At 71.9% G+C, this 20719-nt stretch carries 12 protein-coding genes and 2 pseudogenes; 6 read left to right on the top strand and 8 right to left on the bottom strand.

Going from position 1 to position 20719, the window contains the following annotated elements:
- From ABZ464_RS50850 to ABZ464_RS50835, 4 genes and pseudogenes are all read right to left on the bottom strand, one after another.
- Positions 1-1741, bottom strand: a pseudogene (locus ABZ464_RS50850) (hypothetical protein); the annotation flags it as partial.
- Positions 1738-4854, bottom strand: a complete 3117-nt coding sequence (locus ABZ464_RS50845) for a hypothetical protein (protein WP_359289604.1) — start codon at positions 4852-4854, stop codon at positions 1738-1740. The pseudogene ABZ464_RS50850 and the gene ABZ464_RS50845, both read right to left, overlap by 4 nt.
- Positions 4851-8297, bottom strand: coding sequence for a DUF6603 domain-containing protein (locus ABZ464_RS50840; RefSeq protein ID WP_359289602.1), 3447 nt, complete (start codon positions 8295-8297; stop codon positions 4851-4853). The genes ABZ464_RS50845 and ABZ464_RS50840 overlap by 4 nt, the downstream gene beginning before the upstream one ends.
- Positions 8294-10609, bottom strand: coding sequence for a hypothetical protein (locus tag ABZ464_RS50835; protein ID WP_359289600.1), 2316 nt, complete (start codon positions 10607-10609; stop codon positions 8294-8296). Before ABZ464_RS50835 ends, ABZ464_RS50840 begins: the two co-directional genes overlap by 4 nt.
- Between ABZ464_RS50835 and ABZ464_RS50830 the strand changes: the two genes are divergently transcribed.
- Entirely contained in the window at positions 10585-11619 is a 1035-nt protein-coding gene (locus ABZ464_RS50830; RefSeq protein WP_359289598.1) for a DMT family transporter, read from the top strand. The genes ABZ464_RS50835 and ABZ464_RS50830 overlap by 25 nt on opposite strands.
- A gap of 293 nt (positions 11620-11912) precedes the next feature.
- The gene (locus ABZ464_RS50825) at positions 11913-12641 is read left to right on the top strand and encodes a hypothetical protein (RefSeq protein WP_359289596.1); all 729 of its coding nucleotides are present in this window, start codon (positions 11913-11915) and stop codon (positions 12639-12641) included.
- Between the two features lie 178 nt (positions 12642-12819).
- Here the strand turns inward: ABZ464_RS50825 and ABZ464_RS50820 are convergent.
- Positions 12820-14065 (bottom strand): annotated as a pseudogene (locus ABZ464_RS50820) (IS3 family transposase).
- Positions 14066-14111: 46 nt separating this feature from the next.
- Here ABZ464_RS50820 and ABZ464_RS50815 point away from each other — a divergent pair.
- Complete coding sequence (locus ABZ464_RS50815; RefSeq protein ID WP_359289594.1) at positions 14112-14564, top strand: transposase; 453 nt, start codon at positions 14112-14114, stop codon at positions 14562-14564.
- Here the strand turns inward: ABZ464_RS50815 and ABZ464_RS50810 are convergent.
- Positions 14509-15573: an XRE family transcriptional regulator gene (locus ABZ464_RS50810; RefSeq protein ID WP_359289592.1), complete on the bottom strand. Its 1065-nt coding sequence runs from the start codon at positions 15571-15573 to the stop codon at positions 14509-14511. The two genes, ABZ464_RS50815 and ABZ464_RS50810, sit on opposite strands and share 56 nt — an antisense overlap.
- 933 nt (positions 15574-16506) lie before the next feature.
- On the opposite strand from ABZ464_RS50810, the gene ABZ464_RS50805 reads away from it, so the two are divergent.
- From ABZ464_RS50805 to ABZ464_RS50795, 3 genes are all read left to right on the top strand, one after another.
- Entirely contained in the window at positions 16507-18000 is a 1494-nt protein-coding gene (locus ABZ464_RS50805) for a hypothetical protein (protein WP_359289590.1), read from the top strand.
- Between the two features lie 883 nt (positions 18001-18883).
- The gene (locus ABZ464_RS50800; RefSeq protein ID WP_359289588.1) at positions 18884-19267 is read left to right on the top strand and encodes a hypothetical protein; all 384 of its coding nucleotides are present in this window, start codon (positions 18884-18886) and stop codon (positions 19265-19267) included.
- Positions 19268-19364: 97 nt separating this feature from the next.
- Entirely contained in the window at positions 19365-19814 is a 450-nt protein-coding gene (locus ABZ464_RS50795) for an HIT family protein (RefSeq protein WP_359289586.1), read from the top strand.
- A 36-nt stretch (positions 19815-19850) separates the two neighbouring features.
- Here ABZ464_RS50795 and ABZ464_RS50790 read toward each other — a convergent pair whose 3' ends face one another.
- Together ABZ464_RS50790 and ABZ464_RS50785 are read right to left on the bottom strand one after the other, a co-directional pair.
- The gene (locus ABZ464_RS50790) at positions 19851-20333 is read right to left on the bottom strand and encodes a hypothetical protein (RefSeq protein WP_359289584.1); all 483 of its coding nucleotides are present in this window, start codon (positions 20331-20333) and stop codon (positions 19851-19853) included.
- Positions 20323-20604, bottom strand: a complete 282-nt coding sequence (locus ABZ464_RS50785) for an ATP-binding protein (protein ID WP_359289606.1) — start codon at positions 20602-20604, stop codon at positions 20323-20325. Before ABZ464_RS50785 ends, ABZ464_RS50790 begins: the two co-directional genes overlap by 11 nt.
- Positions 20605-20719: the final 115 nt, after the last annotated feature.

Here is a 20719-nt window from a genome sequence, read left to right as displayed (position 1 = left end):
CAGCCAGGACGTCCTCGATCCCCTCCGGTCTCCCCATACCAGAACAACGAGCCCCACAGCTGGAAGCCACGACTTGTTTCCCGGCAGGCCCTAAGTCCAGGCCCAGCAGCCTGAACATGTTCGTGTGCAGGTCGGGTCCCAGCACCTTGCGGATCTGCGCGCCCTGCGCGCTCGCGTGCTGGCCGAGCGTTTCGATCAGATCGGCGTCCGGGTCCGAGGAACGCCCCAGATGCGGGGCGGTGCCCGCGGCGGTCCGCCATACGCGCATCAGCCGCCGCAGCCACACGGGCAGGGTGTGGCCCAGCGGCTGCTCCGCGTCCCGCCCGGGCGTCCATCGCGACAGGGCGCTGACCGGCAGCAGCCCGTACGGGACCGCGCCCGCGCGGAACGCGGGTAGCGGCCCGCGCGGGCGGACATGGGCGTCGGCATGGGCGCGCAGTGCCTCCGCCGTGGCGGCGCCGATGTCGGGCGTCATCATCTGGTCGAGGAAATGGCCCAGCGTCGCGGGCCACAGGACGTCGGCCATCGCCCGCGCCGGCGTCTGCTCGTCCCGCTCGGCGCCGGCCACCTGGTCGGCCGTCGCCGGGTCCAGGCCCAGCGCGCGCATGAAACGGTGCCCGTCCGTGCCGGGCGCGGCGCGCGGAGCACCCCGCGCCACGGCGAAACTCGCCGCGCCCGCGGGATCGGCCGGCGGGTAGTCCGTCGGCGCGTGCGCGGAGTTGTTGGTCTTGGCGCCCTGCGGCACGAACGCCAGGCCGCGGCTGAACCGCAGCCCGTCGAAGAGTTCCGCGAGCTCCTCCGCCTGCCGCTGCGGACCCGCCGTCGTACGCACTCCCGTGGCGAGCACCGTGTCGAAGCCCGCGACCAGATCGGCGGCCGTGACCTCGACGGCGACCGCCATCCCCGCCTCGACGGCCTCGTCAAAGCCGTACGCCCACCGCAGCTCCGGCTCGACGGAGAGGCCGTCCGGGGTCAGCGCCACGGAGTCGTCCAGCCCCGCCTCCTCGCCGTCGGCGCTCATCCGCAACGTCAGCGCCAGGCCTTCACGCACCGGCTTCCCGATCGCCCGGTGCACCACCGCACCGCCCCGGAAACAGGTGACGATCCAGCGGTCGGGCAGCAGCGGCGCCTCGGGCGCCCGGTGCCAGCCGACGGGCCGCGGCTCGCGCGGTGGGAAGACCGGGTGGCCGCCGCCGTCCTGCGCGGGCTCGGTGCGCCGCACGATCCATGCCGCCCGCTCGGGCGTCGCCTCCCCGACCAGCAGCGTCCACGACTCCGCCTCCGGCATGCCGTCGTGCACCCGCCGCCAGTACGCTTCGCCCGCCTCGGCCTCCCCGTCGGTGAGCAGCGGCTCATGTCCGTGCGCGAGCAGCCCGTCGGGGTAGATGCGCACTAGCAGCCGGCCGCCCCGGCTGCCGGTGTCGCGCCGGAAGCGGGTCTCCAGCCGTACGGGAAGCAGCGCGACCGGGAAGCGGGCGTCGAGCGCGCCGATCTGCGCCACCGGGTCCGCGACGAGCCGCGGCAGCTCGCCGCGGATCGCGTCGAGTGCTTGCCGCTCGCCGGCGCGTGCCTCCTGAAGCGCGGCCAGTGCCCGCGCGTGCTCCTCGGTGAGACGCGCGCGGTCCTTGTCCCGCGCCGAGGCCAGCGCGGTCCGCGCGGCGGCGAGCCGGCCGGCCGCCCTGCCGCGCTCGTCGCGGGCCGCGGCCCGTGCCGCGCGGAGCCGCTCCAGTTTCTCGCTCATGGCGCGTCCTCCTCCGGGAGCAGGTCCGAGCCGTGGATCGCGACCCGGAACGGCCGTTGCAGCGTCACATAGGCGAGATCCGAGCCATTGGCGCCCCGCGCGCCCAGGCCGTGCTCGGCGTGCCAGGCCAGCGGCGGCTCGCCGGCCGCCGGCACCACCTGGGTCGTGTCGGGCAGCTCCGCGTCGAGGTCGATGTGCCCGAGCGCGTCGAGCGCCGCCATGTCTGCCACGAGCTGTGCCCAGTTGAGGTCGTTCCAGCTCATGGGCCGCGCCGCGTAGTGCCCGTCGTCCGCGTCAAGCCCGAATATCGGCTCGGTCGGCTGCTCCTGGAGCATGAAGTACCAGCCCTGGTCGGCTTGCGGATCGGAGTCGCCCCGGACGTCGACGGGCAGCAGATCGAAGCCGAAGAAGGAGATGTCGGGATCGAGCCGCCCCTCGAACACCGGGAACTTCCGCTCTTCGCCCAGCGCGCGCCGCCCGCCGTCGAGGACCGTACGCACCGCGTACACCAGGGTGTTCGGATGGCGGCGCAGGATCTCGCCCTTGATGAGCAGGACCAGGTGGCCTTCGCGCGGCGCCGGGCTGCGGCCGGTGTGCGCGCCGAGATCCGTGCCCGTCCCCCAGCGGTGGATCTCCGCGATGTCGCGCAGCGTCGCGGGGTCCGCCGCCGTACCGCCGGGACCGACGACACCGCGCACGTCCCAGAACTGACGGAAGTAGGTGCCGCGCTGGTCGGTGGGGTACTCGTGGTAGAGCAGCTCGCGCGCCATCTCGTGGCTCAGGCCGGCCATATAGGCCTCGATGAAGCGCTGGTTGGTGCGCAGCAGCGTCGCGGTGTCGGGCGGAATCCGGTCCACGCCCGGCAGCAGCCAGTCCTGGCCCAGATCGCGCAGCGGCTCGTACATCGGCGTCTCGATCGACGGCGCCGCCATGATCGGCTCCAGCAGATCCCCGTACTCCCAGCGCACCCAGGGCGCGACGGTCAGACGGCCCCGCAGGCCGTCGGCGACCGTCAGTCGCGGCTGCATGCGGGCGGCCAGCGAGCCCGCGAGCCCGCGCAGGTCCGCGACCGTCAGCTCGGGGCCCGGCGCCGGCCGGGAGTTGAGGTCGTGCAGCGCATCAGCGAGCGCGTCCCGGAACCGCAGGGCCGCTGCCCTCGCCTCCGCCGGCGGCACATGGTCCACCGGTACCGGGCCGGTGTCCCACGCGCCGGGCACACTGAGCGCCGGCACGAATCCGCGGGCCGGGCGGACGGCCAAGACGTCCTCGGGCCGGGCGTCCGGGTCCAGCACGCGCCGCTGGTCCGCGGCGATGCCCGCCGCCCGCCGGGCTGCCCAGGCCCGGGCGAGCGCCGCTCCCGCGCCCGCCAGCGCCGCGGCCCGTCCGGCCCGGTGGCGGGCCGCGCGGGCGGCGGCCAGCAGCGCCAGCGCGGCCGGAACGTCCGTGGCCACGCGCCGCCGCCCGGCCGAACGCAGAACGCCCTCGCGCTCCAGCGCCGCGACGACCCGGGCGCGCGTCACCAGCACGGCCGGCGTCGCCACCGGCGGTCGGGCCCGCACCTTCGCCATGTTCAGCCGGGCGAGCAGCGGCGCCACGCCATCCGCGCGCAGCCGCTCCAGCCTGCGGCCCACCGGCCCGCCGGGGCGCAGCACCCGCCGCAGCCCACCGGCGAGGGCACCGTCCGGTACGGGGCTGCGCCGCAGCCGCTCGTGCACGGTGATCGCCGCCGTGCCGAAGGCGCCCGCGCCCGGCGACGCGAAGCGCGGGTGCAGCGGCGCCGTCACCGCAAGGAAGTCCTCCGTGCGCAGCGGCATCAGATGACGCTCGAGCAGCCGCTCGGACGCGGCGCGCGACATCTGCGCCCGGCGTAGCTCGGCATTGGCGGCGAGGATGCCCTCGACCTGGTTCCAGGCCTCGGCCATCAGCTGCTGGTCGTTGGCGCGCACGACATCGGCGCCGAGCCCTGCCGCCGCCCGCAGCCGCGGGTCGGCGTTCAGCTCATGGAACCAGCGGGGCGGGGCACCGGCCGCCGTCAGCAGCCGCTCGGCCGCGGCCTGCCAGCGCACCCACAGGGGCGGTGCCACGGTCAGCGGGGCCCCGGGCGTCTGAAGGAGCTCGGCCGGCCGGTTGAGGAGCGCGGCCAGCGCGGTCACGAACGGGGCACGCTCCGCCGGGCTCCACGGGCTGCTCGCCGCCGCCGGCGCGACCAGGGCGCCCTCCATGGCAAGCGGCGCCGCGGCCGCGGGCGGCAGCGCCGGGTCCGCCGCGCCGACGAACATGTCCCGCATGCCCGTACGGCCGTCCACGGGACGCGCCCGCAACCGCCGTGCCAGCGTCTCGAAGTCGCTCCCCTCACCGGTCTGGAAGCGCCAGGCGTAGTACACCGGCAGACGGACCCGCTCGGCATCGGGCTGCCAGGCGGGGGCCAGGCCGTCGACAGCGTTGCCCGGCGTCTCGCGCAGACCCGCCAGCCGCCCGCGCTCGAACGCGGGGACGAGGAAGGCGCGGTAGCGGGTGCGCGGCGCGAGGCGGCGCGCGGCTACCAGACGCGAGCGGACCCGCCGCGGCGCCTGGCGGACGACATCGTCGAGCACCTCGGTCGCCTGGTCGAACCCGTCGATCTGCACATGCGCCCACGCCCAGCTCTGGGTGAGCAGCGGAAGGCTCGCCGCACGGTCGACGGTGACCGCGGCGAGCGTCCCGTCGCCCAGGGCGGGGCGCTCCTCGACGATCGCGTCCTCGGGCAGCACCGCGAGCACCAGCCAGGGCCGCAGCCGCCCGCGCGCACCGTCCGCCCGGGCCGGGGTGAAGCGCCACGGGAAGTCGGGCTGCGCGAACTCCACCGCTGGGAAGTAACTGGGCTCGGCGTCGGCCTCGTCGGGCCTGGGCACCGTACGGATCACCACACGGGGGTCGACGGAGACCACCTCACCGGGACCGAACAGCTCGAACCCCGTGGTCACCGTGTGCCGTTCGCCAGCGGCGTCGATCCCGAGCGTCACCGGGACCGCGGCCCGCGCCGCCCCGGTCATTGTCCCGTCAGGGCGGTCGACCTCGCGCACCATGCCCCGCCGCAGCCACGGCAGGAAGGCGTACGACGCGGGGGTGCTCATGACGCACCGACCAGCTCGTGCACTGGCACCACCTGAACGCCCGCCCGGTCACCCGTGCGTTTCCGCGCCCCGTACGCGGCCCCCTTGGTGAGCCCCGTCCCGAGGTCGGAGCGCACGGAGAGGGTGTCGAGCGAGGCGACACCGTACTCCTCCGCAGCGAGGACCACGCCCCGCCCGGCCGGGACCGCGGGGGTGAACTTGCCGACGCCCGTGCCCTCCCAGGCCGACACCGCGCGGCTGCCGCGCGCCACGGCGGTGAGCTGGACGGCACGCTCCAGCGGCGCGCGGGCCAACGGCCGGTCGTCCCAGGGCGCGTCGATGATCCGGGTCTCGTACTCCAAGCGCGCCGACTTGAGCGCAACGAGCGGCCCGTCGACGAAGTCCCCGCCCACGGTCACCCCGGCGTCCATCTCCTCGAACGACGGCCGCGACAGCTGCTCCGTCTCCGAGAGGTCCTCGAAGTCTCCGGGCGGGAAGTGGTCGCGCACCAGCGACCAGTGCGCGGCCAGGGAGCTCCCGACGGAGACGTCGTCGATGTCGAACCGGTCGGGCCCCTGGATCTCGTACTGGCCAAAACGCTCCAGCGGACGGTTGAAGGGAAGCACCGTCTGGCGCAGTGTCGCCGAGCCCATCGGGTGCAGCAGCGGCGTGCCGGGAGCGTCCGGCGGGGCCCGCAGCGCGACGGCGGCGGCGACATCCGGCTCCAGACCGGGTGACCAGTTGTCGGTCCTGCGGATCGCGGCCTCCAGGAGCGGCCACGGGTCGCTCGGCGGCAGCGTGTTCTCGTGACGCTCGCCGAAGGTCTGGTCGAACGGGACGCAGATGTCGAAGAAGAGCAGCGAGAGGCAGCCCTTGCCCCACGCGTGGAACGGCGCCGGGCCGGTCAGATGCCCGTCGACCGAGATCCCCGCGATCCGGTTCGAGCCCCGGAACAGGCCCATACCGGCGTCGAAGTCCACACGGAACGACAGCGGGACGACCACGAGCAGTGCGTCGAAGCCCAGCCAGCCCTTGACACTGAAGCCGCCCGCCTTGGCGAAGAGTTCGGCGCGGGCGCCGAACTGCCGCGAGTTGGACGTGAGCGCGAAGTAGGCCTCCAGGCTCACCCGCGGGTTGTCGCCCGTCCCCAGGGCGATGGTGGTGCGGCGCAGATCGGGGAATCCGGGCGGTGGTGTGACCTGCGGGTTGAGTCCGCCGACCGCGAGGGCCACGTTCGGCGGGTCGGCCCAGGAGAAACGCAGTGCCATGTCGCCGGAGACCGGGAACGCCGCCACGTACGAGTCGCGCAGACTGGCGTCGACGGCCAGCAGCCGCTTGGCGGCGTCGAGGAGTGCGGCGACGTCGACGTGGAGCGAGACGACCGGGGCGTCCTCCGGAAGCACCACGGAGGCCTGGCCGACGAGCGCGAGCCTGGCCGGGTCGGGCACTTCGAGGAGCACACCGATCTCGGCGCGTACCAGGGCCGGCGTGCCCCAGCCGAGGATCGCCATCGGCCCGAACACATACCGGCCCATCGCGACCGGGAAGACGGTCGTGAGGTTGGAGACCAGGGTGTGCGCATGGGCGACGGGATCCTGCGGGAACAGGATCGAGTCGACGGCACCCGTGCGGACTCCGGACAGGAACGCGTCTGAGTCCAGCCTGCGGTTGACCGCCGCGAGCCCGCCGATGCCATTGAGGGTGAACCCGTAGCCGAGCTGTATCGGCGGGAACTCGCCCGAGAGCGCGATCAGCAGCGAGAAGCCCGGCGCCGGCAGGTCGTCGCCCCGGGCGTCCTTGGTGTCGAGCACCCCGACCGCGGTAACGCCGATGTCGAAGATCTCGAGCTCGAGGATTCCGGTGTATCGCCCGGCGTCCGGGTCGAGCCGGATGAAGCCGCCGCCCGTCACCACACCACCCGCGTCGACCACCAGACCCAGGCCCGTGGGCCACAGGACACCGAAGCCGATGTCGAACGGGCCCGCGTTGCCGGGTTCGAAGCGGGCGGGCAGATGCAGACCGATCCGGTCAGCCGTGTAGGCGACGGGCCCGAGGGCACCGGAGAGCGCCGCAGCCGCGCGTACGTCGATCTCCGGAGTGACACCGGCGCCGGTCGCGCCCCGCACGGCGAGGTCGACACGGTCGAAGCGCAGCACACCGAAGCCCGCATGCGGGTAGAGCGACAGCTCGAACCCCGCGCCCGCCTGGAAGTCGAGGCCGGTACGGTTCGACCACGACAGCCCCAGCGGCAGCTCGAGCCGGGTGTCACCGTCGCCGAGCACGGAGCCGAGGAAACCGTCCAGCGAACCGGCCGAGAGGACCAGGGCCGCCCCACGCGGCTCCGTGCCGAGCGTGACCTCGACACCGCCGCCCCGCACGTCGACGCCGATCGACAGGGTGGCACCGGCCAGCTCGATCCGGTTGCCGCCCGGCTGGCCGAAGAGCATCGCCGGAGCATCGGGCGCGTACGTGAGCGAGAAGCCCAGACCGGCCGACGGCAGGGAGTGCCCCGGCGCGAACGGGTAGCGGACCGAGGTTTCCCCGGGTCGCAGGACGATCCCGAGCTGCTCGGCCAGATCCGTGCCCGCCCGCAGCTTGAACGTCCAGTGACCGCCGAGGTCGATGTTTTGCGCGATCCCGTCCGGCACCATCGGCCCGATCACGATGCCCGGCAGCGCCGCGCCCTCCGCCGGCAACTCGGTGACCGCGAGGCCGACATCGGTGTACGCACCGGCGACCGGGATGTCGAAGAACGGCATGGTCAGGCCGTGCCGCAGCGGCCGCGCCGGTGTCCCGGTCGCCAGGTCCTGGATCGCTTGCGCGTACGCCGACGGCACTGCGCCCACCGACGACGGCAGCCCGAGCGCGAGCGTCAGCTCGCCCAGCAGCTCGGCGGCGCGGCGGAAGTCGAACTCCGCGGTGCCCCAGCCCAGTACACCGGCCGGGACCGACGCCGGATCGGCGAGCACCTCGGGCAGCCGCTCCCAGTCGAAGCGGGTACGGACGAAGCCCGGGCGGACATCGGCCGGCTCCACGGACTCGAAGCGGACCACGCCGAGCAGCTCAAGCAGCGAGAAGAACTTCGGCACTTCGGCGAGCAGATGCTCGGCCAGCAGATACTCGAAAAGATTCCGGGCCAGCTCGGGCATGGCCGCCGGATCCACCCCGGGCGGTACGTCGCCGAGCCCGTCAACCGCCGTATAGACATCCCCGGCCGCCTCGATGAGCGCGACGATCTCGTCCTGCCCGGCGTCGTCGGCGAGCGCCCCGGCCGCGGCGGCGGCCTGCACGGCGGCGTCGGCGACGGCCACATAGCTCGGTGGCAGGCCCTGCACGTCCCAGCCGAGCTGCCACATCAGCCGCCGGAAGGAGTCGGCGTCGCGGAACCCCCGGTCCAGCGGCTCGACGGCCGCCGCCAGATGCCGTGCCACCACGTTGAGGGTGGACCGGTCGTCGCCGCTCATCTCGGGTACCTCGGGGCGTAGTTGACGTCGATCCGACCGTGCTGGGTCGGGTCGATGAAGTCGACCACGGCGTAGCGGCAGACGGGGCAGAACTGGTACGCCTGGCCCTGCGCGGCGGGTGGGTCGTAGTGCAGGGTATGCATGAGACAGACGCCGGTCGGCCGGTACACGTCGCAGTCGAATTCGGCACCGTTCTCGTACAGTCCCACGATCCACGAGGAGTATTGCGGCGGGTTCGGCGCGCGGCCCGGGAAATTTCTCGCCCGGGTGGGGACGGCCGCGGCGCCCGGACACGGCCGGTTGGCCGGGGTGGGTTCGGGTCGCGCGTTGAGCGGGTTGCGCGTGGCGTTGATACGGGCACGGACATCCACGTGCATCAGTTCGAGGTCGGGCCCGAAGACACGGGCCCCAGGATCCGGGTCTGGCAGCAGGCGTACGGGCGAGATCAGCGCCGTACCAGCGGGGAAGTTGGCCGGAACGAACGCCGCCGCCGTGAGCGCCTCCACCTCGACCTCTGGATCGGCGACCGCCGTGACGAGGAAACGGTCCGTTGGCGGCGGCGCGGTCAGCAGCGGGCGCCGCCGGAACCGGACGACGTCGTCGACCTTGAACTGCGCGGCGTGGCCCGCCTCCAGGCGGACGCGGAAGAGAGGTCCGCCCAGTGCCAACGGGACGGCGGCCAGCACCCCGGCCTTCCGGATCCGCGGCCAGCGCCACTTCACCTTGTCGGCATCGAGGTTGCCGCCGGTCAGCAGCGTGCTGCGCGGCTGTACGTTCGCTGTGGCAGCCAGGTCCGCCACCCGCGTGGCGGGCAGGACTCCGCCACCGCCGTACTCATCCTCAAGGGTCAACGAGTGCCCGAGCTCGTGTGCCGCCGTGGTCCAGAGGTCCAGATGGATCGTGGGAATGGTGTCGGCGAGGAGGTTCTTGCCGAGCCCGCCAGGTGCGTCCTCGATCCGGTGGATATCTTCGTCGTCGAACGTCATGCCGATGGTCCGCCCTGACGGGGAGCGGAAGCGGTTGCTGCCCCCAATTCGCCGCGAGTGCGCGAACACCACGATGCGGTCCTGGTCCTTGCCGCCCCTGGTCCAGACACCGCCGACCGTCGCTCCGGCCGGGTCGCGCAGGGCGCCGAGGAAGTCGTCGAAGTCCTGCTCGTCGAAGCGCGACGGATGGACATCAACCGAACGGATCGCGAGAAACCGCTGTGCCGCTGGGCGCTCGCCCAGCGTAAACGCGAACGCCGTATCGGGTTCGTTCAGCAGGAACAGGTCGTTGGTGGCCGGTGTGGGGGGTGCGGCGATGTGCAGCGCCCCTGCGACGGCGCCCGGCGCCACCGCGGTGTCGGTCTCTCGTGCCTCCGCGCGCGTGCCGATCACGTGTGAACGGCCCATCAGTTCATGCGCGTTGATTCCCGCCTCGGGCGACCCGACCCAGGCCATGAAGTAGTTGAGCTTGTCCTTCAGCAGGTCGTACGGGCGGGTGCGCCGCCGCTTGCGCAGTCGGGCCACGAGCCCCCGTGCGAGTCGCTCGAAGCCCGGTCGGTCGGCGGTTGTGAAACCGTCCGGCAGGATCAGGATGTTGACCGAGTTCGCCATCGCGGCGAAGCCGGGGCCGTCGACCAGGGTCAGGGTGACGGGGGTGTTCCACGGTTGCGCGGCCTTGGCCGTTCCGGTGGGAGGGAGGGCGAGCGGCGGCGCGAGCGTGGCCGGCAGCGCTGCTGTGATCGTGGCATTGCCGGTGTTGGCCGCTCCGGTCAGCAGGCCCGTCTGCGCGTCGGCCCCTACGGCGGCCGCCGCAGAGGACGACCAGGTGACCGCCGGAGTGGCGGTCCCCGCCGGGCGCACAAACGTCTGGTCTCCCGGGTTGGGGGGGTTCTCCGGGCACCACGCCGTCAGATCGCCGTAAAGACCGTCGTCGAACTCGGCGAGCATCGTGAACCGGCTTCTGCGCACCCCCTGATGCACTGTGAGCGAGGCGGGCGTGAGCCACATCCGCGTGATGGAGTTGTGGATGTGGAAGCGCTTGTACGCGGTGAACGTCTTGGTAGCCGGCGGGGTGCCCTCGGTCACCGTCGCGGTCACCAGGAAGTCGAGCAGCCGCAGCGCTGGCGGCGCAGGCAGCGGCGCAGTCACCGTCACCGCACCGTGGGCATCGACGGTGACGCCCGCTGTCCCGGGCGCACCCATCACGAAGTTCGCCGCGAAGGAGACCGTCACACCCGCCGGCGGGGCGTCGGCCCGCACGTTCCCAGTCGTGTCTTCGATGAACAGGAGATGATCCAGCCGTGGCCCGACGACGTCCGGGACCAAGTGGATGTCCTGGGCGGACGTGCCCGGCCAGGAAAGAGAGACGACTGTCATGGTCACTCGCAGGAGGTCCGTGTGTCACGGCGTCAGTTGCGCCGTACGGGATCTCATCGTCGGCCACGCCTCGTGCCGTGCGGGCTGACACTTCCATCGTGCGACGGCACATCGCGGCCTGCAACAGCGCCGACTTCCCAGCCCCACCTGGGACACGACCGGGACACTGCCTCGTGCGCCTGGGACCCGGGTGCCGGAAGACTCGTAAGCCCGAAGCGAGAGCCGCACCACGGAGGAGAGACGGACACCGCGTCTCCACGAAGGACCCAGACACGACCCCCGCGAGCTTCCTGCTCCTGGCACTGCTGTGGGGCAGTGGTCTCACCTTCATCAAGATGTCGCTGGAGGGGCTGACCACGGGCCAGCTCGTCCTGAGCCTGCTGGTGCTCGGCGCCGCCGTGCTGCTCGCGGTCGCCCTGGCCCGCATCGCTGGCGTCTGGGCGCATGTGGCCGCCGCCGCGCTGTTCGGGAACGTCCTGCCGTTCCTGCTGCTGTCATACGGCAAACAGAGCACCGGCGCCGGTATCGCCGGGCTCCTCATCGGCGGCACGCCCCTGCTGACCACGGCCCTCGCCGCCGTGACCCTGCCCACCGAGCGGGCGACCTGGCGCAGGACCCTGGGGCTTCTCGCCGGGTTCGGCGGCACGGTTCGGGTGATCGCGCCGTGGCGGGACGCGGGCGGCTCGGTCGGCGGGCAGCCCGCCTGCCTCGGCGCCGCGCTCCGCTATGCCGTCAGCTTCGTCTACGTACGCAAGTACCTGTCGCCGCGGGGGCTCCCGCCGCTCTCCCTGGTCGCCTCGCAGCTGCTCGCGGCCGCGGTGCTCCAGGCGGCAGTGACACCGTTCCTGACCCGGCACACCCCGGAGGTCACCGGCAGGAGGACGCGCTGCTCAGTACGACGCGTGCGTCGATCTCGCGCACGGTCGGAACCTCGCCGGTCTCGGCGATCCACTCCCTGATGCAGGCGGCTGGAGGCGGGTAATCGGCCCTCGGTTGCAGCACGCCGCCAGCGGCGTGACGGTGGAAGTGGAGAGGCCCGGCAGGCGGCGAGAACCGTGCGCGTCGAAGCGGGCGCTGGCCGGCGCGGCAGGCCCGGATGCTCCCTGCCCAGTGGGTGCGACGCGACGGCGGCAAAACCGTCGAACGGGACCGCACCTGCCAACTCCGGCCGCCCGGACTCCCGCGCCCACCGGACCCCGAGTCGGCCGCACACCCGGCAGTGGCAGGCAACGACCGAAGTTGGTGAGGACCCATGCGGGCAGAGGAACTCTCCTATGCGGTAACCCAGCTCAATGAACTCGCCGTGGCCGAGTACAAGGCCACGCTCGAAGATGTCCTGACAGATCCTCAACGGAGTGAGGAAGAACGCCTGTGGCGGGTCGGCCGACTCCTCGGGATCATCGTAAAGGAGCCCTTCGCGCACTCAAGGCCCCTCACCCAAGCCGACCGCACCGGGACCGGGGCGCGGCGAGTGTGGGATCTCGACGAACGCACCTTCGCCGACGAGGCGAAGCAGGCGCTGTGGCAGTACAAGGTGCTCCAAGTCCTCGCCGTGGAGCTGCCTGAGCTGCGCCTCTATCTGGGCATCTCACCCGACACCATGCCGGACCAGATTCCCAGCACAACGGTGCGAGCGTTGGCCCAGACGCTGCACCACGAGCGGGGCTTCTTCCGTTGCCTGGGGGCGTCCGCACGCAGCTACCTGTGCGGGGATTCCGAGACCAGCAGCAAGATCGACGAGTCCGTTCGGAGCGCCGGCGGCCAAGCGCGGATGCTGTCCGCCCCGGCCCTGGTTGGCACTGGATCCGTGGAAGCCGCGAACGCGCTGACCACCCAGGTTCCCTGGCTCGCTTTCGCCGACCCCACACTGACCGCCGGCTTCCTGATCGTGATCGCCACCATCGGCCTCGGCGGGTTCTGCAGATGGATGCTCAAAGACGTAGAGCCGCGTATCCAAAGCGGCACTGTGTCGGAGGATTGATGTACCCGAACTCGCTTCCCACGGTCTGTGGCTGCGTAATCCATTGCAGGGTGTGTACAACAAACAGCGGAGCTGGATCTCGGAGTGGTAGGCCCCGGTTCTAATGGAGTCGGTTAGCTGGGCTATTGACGATCCAGCAGCCGGGCCTTCCCCCGTGATGGTGGACACGCTTCGTTGATCACGCGGCGAGCGTGAGCTTAGCCGCGTGGTGTCGGCGTTCGTATTCGTTGGGGCTGAGGTGGCCGTTGGCGGAGTGCCGACGGCGGGTGCAGTAGCGGGTCAGCCAGGCGAATACGGTCCTTCTGCAGGTGGCGGCGTCGCCGTAGTCGGGGGCGCCCTGGAGGGTCTCGCGTTTGAGAGACGCGTGGAAGCTTTCGCAGGCAGCGTTGTCCGCACTCGTGCCGACCGCGCCCATCGACCGGGTGACCCCGAGTTGGGTGCAGAGATCGGCGAAGGCCCTGGAACCGTATTGCGCTCCGTGGTCGGAGTGGAACGTCGCCCCGTCCAGGCCGCCACGGGTCCGGGCGGCCATCCGCAAGGCGTCCGTCACCAGGCTGGTGCGCATGTGGTCGGCGATGGACCAGCCGACGACTCTGCGGCTGAAGCAGTCCAGGACGGTCGCGAGATAGAGGAACTCCCCGCCCGCCAAGGGGATGCAAGTGATGTCCCCCATGTATTTCAGGCCCGGTTCCGGGGCGGTGAAGTCCCGCTGGAAGAGGTCCGGGACCAGCGCGGCGGCAGGGTCGGGGACGGTGGTGCGGACGCGTCTGCGCAGGTGGATGCCCGTGATGGAAAACGCCCGCATAACTCGGGCGACGCGTTTCTCGTTGACCCGCAGGCCCGTCTCGCGGAGTTCGGCCGTCACCCGTGGGGAACCGTAGGCGCCGCCGGACTCGCCGTGGACCTCCCGGATCCGCTCGACCAGGACCCGGTCCCTGTGCTGCCGGGCCATCCTGGCTTGTCGGCCGGAGAGCCACTTGTAGTAGCTGGACCTGTAGAGTTCCAGGACCTCGCAGAGCCGCTTCACCTCGTAGGCGTCCCGGTGATCGTCGACGAACTGGAAGCGGCTCCTCACCAGTTCGTCTCTCCGGCGAAATACTTGGTCGCCTTGCGGAGTATGTCGCGCTCGGTCGCCAGCTTCCGCTCACTGGCCTCCAGCTCGGCGACCCGTGCCTCGAGCTGCCGGATCCGCTCGTCCGGATCATCCGACGATTCTGTCGCCCCGGCCCAGGGTGACGTCTGCCCGGCCGTTGTGGGGGCGCGGTGGTCCCGCGGCGTTCGCGGTCCCGCAGCACCCACTCGCGCAAAGTGGCCCGATTGATGCCCAGGTCGGCGGCGATGCTTTTGTACGTCGCCCCGGGCGTGGACTCGTACAAGGCCACGGCATCGGCCTTGAACTCGTCCGAATAATCCTTCATCGCCATCGGCGGTGGTCTCGCTTTCTCCGGATCAAGCAGATCCAGTATCAGCGTGTCCACCACTCAGGGGGAGGCTCCGCCTTCGGAGGCCGTGATGCCCCGCAGTTTTCCGCCCGAGTTCCGCCGCAAGGTCCTCGATTTCGTCGCATCCGGAAGGAAGGTCGCCGAGGTTGCCCAGCTCCTCGGTATCAGCGACCAGACGATCTATGTCTGGCGTCGCCAACACCTCACCGATACGGGGCAGTTGCCCGGTACGAACAGCAGCGACCTGTGCGAACTGGCCGCGGCCCGCAAGCGTATCGCCGAGCTGGAGGCCGAGTTGGCCACCCAACTCGGGACAGTCCGGAGCCTCCATCAGGCCTGGAGCGGTTCAAAGTCGTGCGCACCGAAGCCATCATCGCCACGCGGCCCTGACAACCGCGCGCTGCTGCCTGGCCCACGACTCGTCGTCATGCAGCCAGGCAGCAGCGAAGCCTTGAGACACTCTCGGGCTGGAACAGGTTGACAGACCGCATAACGGCCTCGGACACCCAGGCGCACCAGGCGGGCCGGTCGGTCCCGGCGTCGCTGAGGTGTTGCTCGGCTGCGGCGAGTGCGCGCAGGACGGTGCGGCGTTCGCTTCGGTCGCCCTGGGCGGCGAGGGTGCGGGCGAGGCGCAGCTGGAGCAGGCAGCGGGCGGCTGGGTTGTCTGCGCGGGTCAGGGCGTGGTTGAGGATGTGGACGGCGGTGGTGTGGTCGTGGCGCCAGGCGGCTTGATAGGCGAGGTCGCCCAGGAGGCCGGCGCCCATGTCGCGGTCACCGGCGGCGTGGGCGCTGTGCAGGCCGGCGATCCAGTACTGGCTGGCGTGGGTGTGGCGCCCCAGGTCGAAGCGGTGCCAGGCGACCGTCTGGGCCAGGGAGGCGGCCAGTGTGTGCAGGCGCAGTCCGACGGCGGGGGTGTAGCGGCCGTGCGTGAGCAGATTCGTCACGGTGGACAGGCAGGCGTCCAGCAGGGCGGGGGCGTGCTGGCGCTCCTCGGTGGCCAGGCCGCCAAGGCGCTGACCGGTGGTTTCCAGGAGCGCGACGAAGTCCTCGTCGATCGGTTTGCCGTCGCGGGCCCGGGCGAGCGCGGTGGCGGGGCCGGCGGCCCAGTCCGCGGCCAGCGCGGCCAGGGCAGTGCCGGGGATCGTCATGAAGGTACGGCGTTCCATAGCGGTTCGCAGAGCCTCTCTCAGGGCGTACACAGAGCTGTGGGGCCCGAACGGGATGACGCCGTCGGCAGTGAGCGGTATCCAGTTCGGCCAGTCGTCGGCGCGGACGATGTCCGCGGGCCAGCCGAGCGCTTCGGCGATGTAGATCTGTGATTCCTCGCTGGGACTGACGCCGCGTTGCCACTTGCGGACCCGTGCCTCGTCCGTGCCGGAGCGCAGACCGCGCCGGGCGGCCGCATCACGGATGCCGGAGACGAACTCCTCCATCGTCATGCCGAGCGCAAGCCGCGCCAGAACCAGCGGATGACGGGCGGTCTCTTCCACACCGCCATCCAATCACTCAGCGCACGGGGCCGGTTACTGCTTCGCAGAGCGGGACCCCCTCGGGACCCCCCTCAACATGTCGACTCCATCGAACATTTGATCCCACTCTTGGTGGGCAACGAAGTGCCGCCGGGCTCATACTCCGGCGGCCGTCGACCCTCCCTGCCCACGCACACCGGCCACCGCAGGCAGCTCCAGACGCTGCGGTTCCGGTCCGACGTGGGCGGTGCCCGCCGCTCTCACGGTGCGGGTATCCCTTCATCCTTCTCCGGAGGTACGTCATGCGTGTCCTCATCGACGGCCTGGACCTGTCCGGCAAGACCACCCTGACCGCCGCGCTGGCGGCCGAACTCGCGGCGCGGGGGCGGACGGTGGTCGAGCACAGGGGTTTCCTGGCCGGCCGTCATCCCGCCCGCCGCGCGCTGAAGAAGCTGCCGCTGGTGCGCCAGCCCGACAGCACGTTGGTCACCACCGCCTACCTGACCGCCGGATACCTGGTCGACTCCCTGCTCGTGCGGGCCGCCGCCCCCGAGCCGCCCGACGCCGTGCTCATCCAGGACGGCTACGTGGACCGCACGGTCGCGTTCGGCATGGCCGGCGGCCCCTACCTGTCGGCCGTCCTCGCGCTGCGCTGGCCGCACCTGTTCGCCCCGTTCGACCTCGCCGTCTACCTCACCGCCCCCGCCGAGGTCCGCCGCACCCGGCTCGGCGTGCGGGAGAAGCCGGACGGCGTGGACGTGCGCGGGGTGCAGGACGCCCGGTTCGCCGAGGCGTTCACCGCGATGCTCACCTACGGCATGGGCCGCCGCCACCGGCTGCTGGTCCTCGACACCTCCGCGCACCGGCCCGAGGAGATGGCCGCCACCATCGCCGACACCCTCCTCACCGACCCGGCCGCCTGCGGGCCGCTCCGGCTGCCCGGCGCCCTGGAGCGTGCCGCATGCCCCCCGGACCCTGGTCGACGCCGGGCTGACCGAGGCCGCCGACCGCGCCCTGGCCCGCGCCCTGGACGGCCGGGTCCTGGTGTCCGCCGAGCGGTTCTGCGCCTCGATGCGCACCCTCTACACCGGGCCCGCCCCTCTCCCGTCGGCCCGCCCGACGGTCGCGGTCGGCTGCTATCCCGGCTGGTCCGACGCCGCGCCGGACACCGTCCTGGCTGCCGAGGCCCGCACCCGCGTGCGCGGGCCCGGGCAGCGGCACGCCTGGATGCAGGCTGTTGATGCCGAGGCGTCCGCGCTCCTGCGCACACGGGCGGCTCCGCCGGTGATCGCTGCCTGGTACGCCACCGACCGGCTGCGCCGGTGGGCAGGCCCGGGTGGCACCGTCGCCGCGATCGACGGCCGTCTGCGGGCCGCGGTCGAGGACAAGGCCGCCTTCGACGCCCTGCTGCGGGCCGCCGGCGTACCGGAGCGGACGCGGATCCCGTGCGTGCGCGTCGACGCCAGGCTGCCCGACCTCGCCGAGCTGCGCGCCCGGGTCGGGGCGGCGCGGCTGGTGGTCCAGTCCGGCGCGGACTCGGGCGGGCGGGGCAGGGTGTTCGTGGACACCGACGCCGACCTGGCCCGCGCCGCGAGCATGGACGGCCCGTACAAGGTGGCCGCGTTCGTGGAGGGCTGGTCCTCGAACGTGACCGTGCTGAGCGTCCCGGACGGGCGCGGGTGGGTGTCGGTGTACGTGGACCGGCCCTCCCACAAGGCGATCGGGATCCCGGAGGCGGGCATCGGGCCGGGCAAGAGCGCGGGCAACGACTGGTCGAGGCCGTGGCCGGCGCAGGCCGCCGCCGACCTCGTGGACGCCGCCGTCCGGGTCGGGGAACTTCTGTGGCACACCCGCCGCATGGCGGGCATGTTCGGACTGGACGCCCTGCTCACCGGCGACGGGCGCGTGCAGCTCAACGAGATCAACTGCCGCAACCAGGGCACCACCGAGGTCTCGGCGGTCAACCAGCAGCTGCGCGGCCTGCCCCCGTTCACCGCCGCCCACCTGACCATCCTGCTCGGCGGCCATCCCGACTGGCTGCCGCCCGCAGACGACTTCAACCAGGCCACCCTCACGGCCGCGACCAGCCCGGAGCCGGGGCCCTTCTACCTCAAGCTCCGCCACCACGGCGACCGGCCCGTACGGCTCACCGGACTGCGCGGGCCCGGCGTCTACCGCCCGGCCGCCGAGAACACCCACCTCACATGGGTGCGGCCCGGCACCCACCCCTACCAGGCCGACGCCGACCGCAGCGAGGTCCTGCTGACCAGCCTGCCCGGCCAGGACGTCGTGTGCCTGCCCGGCGCCGAACTCGGCACTGTTGAGGGCCTCACCACCGGCCCCGGCCGCCCCTTCGCCGGCCCGCACCAGCTCTCCGGCCCCGGCCGTGGCCTGCTGGACGCGCTGGCCGCCCACCTCACCGCGACCGCCTTACCTCCAGCGAGGTGACCCCCATGACCCACGCCACCACCGCGGTGCCCGGGCTGCTGGAGCAGCTGCGGACCCTGCCCGACGACGCCTTCACCCGCCTTCAGTACGCGGCCCCGCAGGTCGGCTGCTTCAACGGGTGCGCGATGTGCTCGCAGGGCGCCGGCCGCGACACCTGGGGCCTGACCGGCGAAGGGCTGACCGGCCTGCTCACCGCCTTCGGGCAGGTCGCCGCCGAGCGGCGCCTGACCGTCGCCTTCGGCCGCATCCACCGGCCCAGGGTGGTCTTCCCTTACCTGGACAACGACATCGGCTCCTACCCCTACCTCGACCTCTATGCCCGGCTCGCCCGCGACGTCCTCGGCGCGAAGCTGCGGATCTCCACCGTCGGATACTCCTCCCGCTCCCCGCAGCTGACCGCCATGCACGAGCGTCTGGTCGCCGAGCACCGGCGACTGCTTCGACGGAATCCGCTTCTCCATCACCCCCTACACCGCCGCCTTCGCGGGCCGCTTCGGCACCCGCCGCGAGGCGTACGGCGCCGACCTGGCCGCCGCCCTGCGCACCTACCGGCCGCTGCTCGACACGCTCGGGCACGGCGCCGCGACCGCGGCGTGCGAGCTGCGGTTCGCCCCGCTGGCCGGCATAGGCGACCTGACCGACACCGTCATCGCGGGCCGCCACGTCCTCGCGGTCGGCCCCCACCTGCTCATCTCCCAGGCCCCCACCAAGGGCGGCGAGATGCCGGAGACGGTGATCGAGCGGCTCGACGAGCGCACCCAGCCGGTCTACTCCTTCCCCGGCGCCCTCTACCTCCACATCACCGCCGACCAGGCCCGCCCCACCGAGGAGACGGTGCGGGCCGCGCTCGACGGCTCCCTCAAGGCCGCACCGGGCACGGACGGTGGGCCTGCGCCGCTTCACCAACGCCGACGGCCCGTACTACGCGGCCGACTGCGACTTCCACCCCGACGGCACGTTCACCGCCCTGCACCTCTACCCGGCCACCGACGTCCGCCCGCGCTCCGGCTACACCGACGCCACCCGCCCCCTGCTGAACACCCTGCTCGCCCACAAGCGGCGCCACGGCGTCGGCCGGCGCGACGAGTACCCGGCCGCCACCGACACGGACGTGACCGCCGTCCTGGACGTACTCGTGATGAGGATTCTTGATTTCGACCAGACCTGCTCTTCGTCCTCACTTGATCAGGTATTGGAAGATGTGGGGAGCAAGAGCGTGAGTGGCCAGGTCCGTGGTCGCACCGGGGCGGGCTGCCGCGGTGAGTGAGCTCAGAGGAATCAAGATGTCCACCCGGGCGTGACCTGCCAGACTCGTCGTTCCAGCTGGACAGCGCCGGCGTGAGGTGACTTCGGAGGTCTTGAGGGTGAGTGACTGCGTCTTCTGCAGGATCGGGCGAGATGAGATCGATGAGGACTTGGTCGCCTATCGCTCGGAGAACGTCTTCGTCGTCCCCGCGCTCAAGCAGCGGCAGAACAACCCCGGTCACGCCCTTGTCCTGCCCGTGTCTCACGTGACCGGCTTGCATGACCTCCCCGTCGATCTCCTGCATGAGATCTTCGAGGTCACAGCGAGAGTGACCTCCGCGGTGAAGGACGCCTATGGGGCTGTCGGAAGCACCGTCACGCAGAACAACCACATCCCGGGTCAGGTGCTTCACCACGTGCATGTTCATGTCGTCCCCCGGTTCGAGGACGACGGGTTTCGCATGCCTGACCCGGAATTGCGCGAAGCACCATGGGACGTGCGACGTGCGCGTGCTGTGGCCCTGCGGAAGGCATTGCCCGGCGGCCGAAGGCCGCCGGGGTCCTGTTGATCGGTGACGGTCAGGCGGAGTTGCTGCCTGCGCCGGTCACGGGGTTCGTCTGAGCGGAGTGATGTCGGGGACGCGGTTCGTGACCGACGGCCGGGCCGCTTCGGGGGTGGCCAGCAGAGCGACGATGGTGACCGGCTGCTCGCAGTGAGGGCAGTTGCGGATCGCGGTGGGTGCCAGGGCCTGCTCCGTGTGGGCGGGGACGCCCGTGGGTGCCGGTCGTGCCTGCTCGCCGAGGCGGATGGCCCGCTGTTCATCGCGGGCCTGGTTGCGCTGTTTCTCCGCGTCGCGGCGGCAGTTGGGCGAGCAATAGACCTGTCGCAGGCGGGGGTTGACGGTGAAGGTGCCCTGACAGACGGGGCAGATGTGGGCTGCGGGGGGTGCGGGTGGAAGTCGGTGGGCTGCGGATTTGCAGCGGGGAGAGCAGTAGATCTGGCGGGGGTGCGGGATGAACTCGCCCTGGCAGACAGGGCAGTTAGCGGGCTGCAGGGAGGGCGGGGCGGTGTCGGCGTCAGGAGACACGGGCGTTCACTCCCTTGCGGATGGTGTCGGCCTGGGTCTGGTGGTTGCGGAGCCGGTAGGAGGGTCCGTCGATGCCGGCCACTGCGGCCCGGTGCAGGAGCCGGTCGAGCATCGCGGCGGCGACGGTGGCGTCACCGAAGGCGCCGGCCCAGTCGGCGATGCCGACGTTGGTGGTCAGGATCGTGCTCGACTTCAGATACCTCTGGTTGATCACCTGGAACAGGGCGGAGGCGCCGTCCTCGGGCAGCGGGAGATAACCGAGTTCGTCGATCTATGCGGATGTCTGCATAGATTGACCTATGCCGAGACCGCGACTATGCGGAAGCGGTGCGTGTAGTTCCGCTCCTTCGTGGGGTTTCGGCTGTGTGTGGCTCTGCATAGTTTCC

This window comes from Streptomyces sp. NPDC005820 (genome assembly GCF_040630255.1).
Taxonomy (GTDB): Bacteria; Actinomycetota; Actinomycetes; order Streptomycetales; family Streptomycetaceae; genus Streptomyces.
The sequence above is the reverse complement of the archived record's forward strand: the minus strand, read 5'-3'. Positions and strand labels throughout refer to the sequence as shown.

What these genes read in the sequence shown, in the direction of transcription:
- ABZ464_RS50845 (WP_359289604.1), bottom strand. Translation starts at nt 4,854, where the DNA reads ATGAGCACCCCCGCGTCGTACGCCTTCCTGCCGTGGCTGCGGCGGGGC.
- ABZ464_RS50840 (WP_359289602.1), bottom strand. Translation starts at nt 8,297, where the DNA reads ATGAGCGGCGACGACCGGTCCACCCTCAACGTGGTGGCACGGCATCTG.
- ABZ464_RS50825 (WP_359289596.1), top strand. Translation starts at nt 11,913, where the DNA reads ATGCGGGCAGAGGAACTCTCCTATGCGGTAACCCAGCTCAATGAACTC.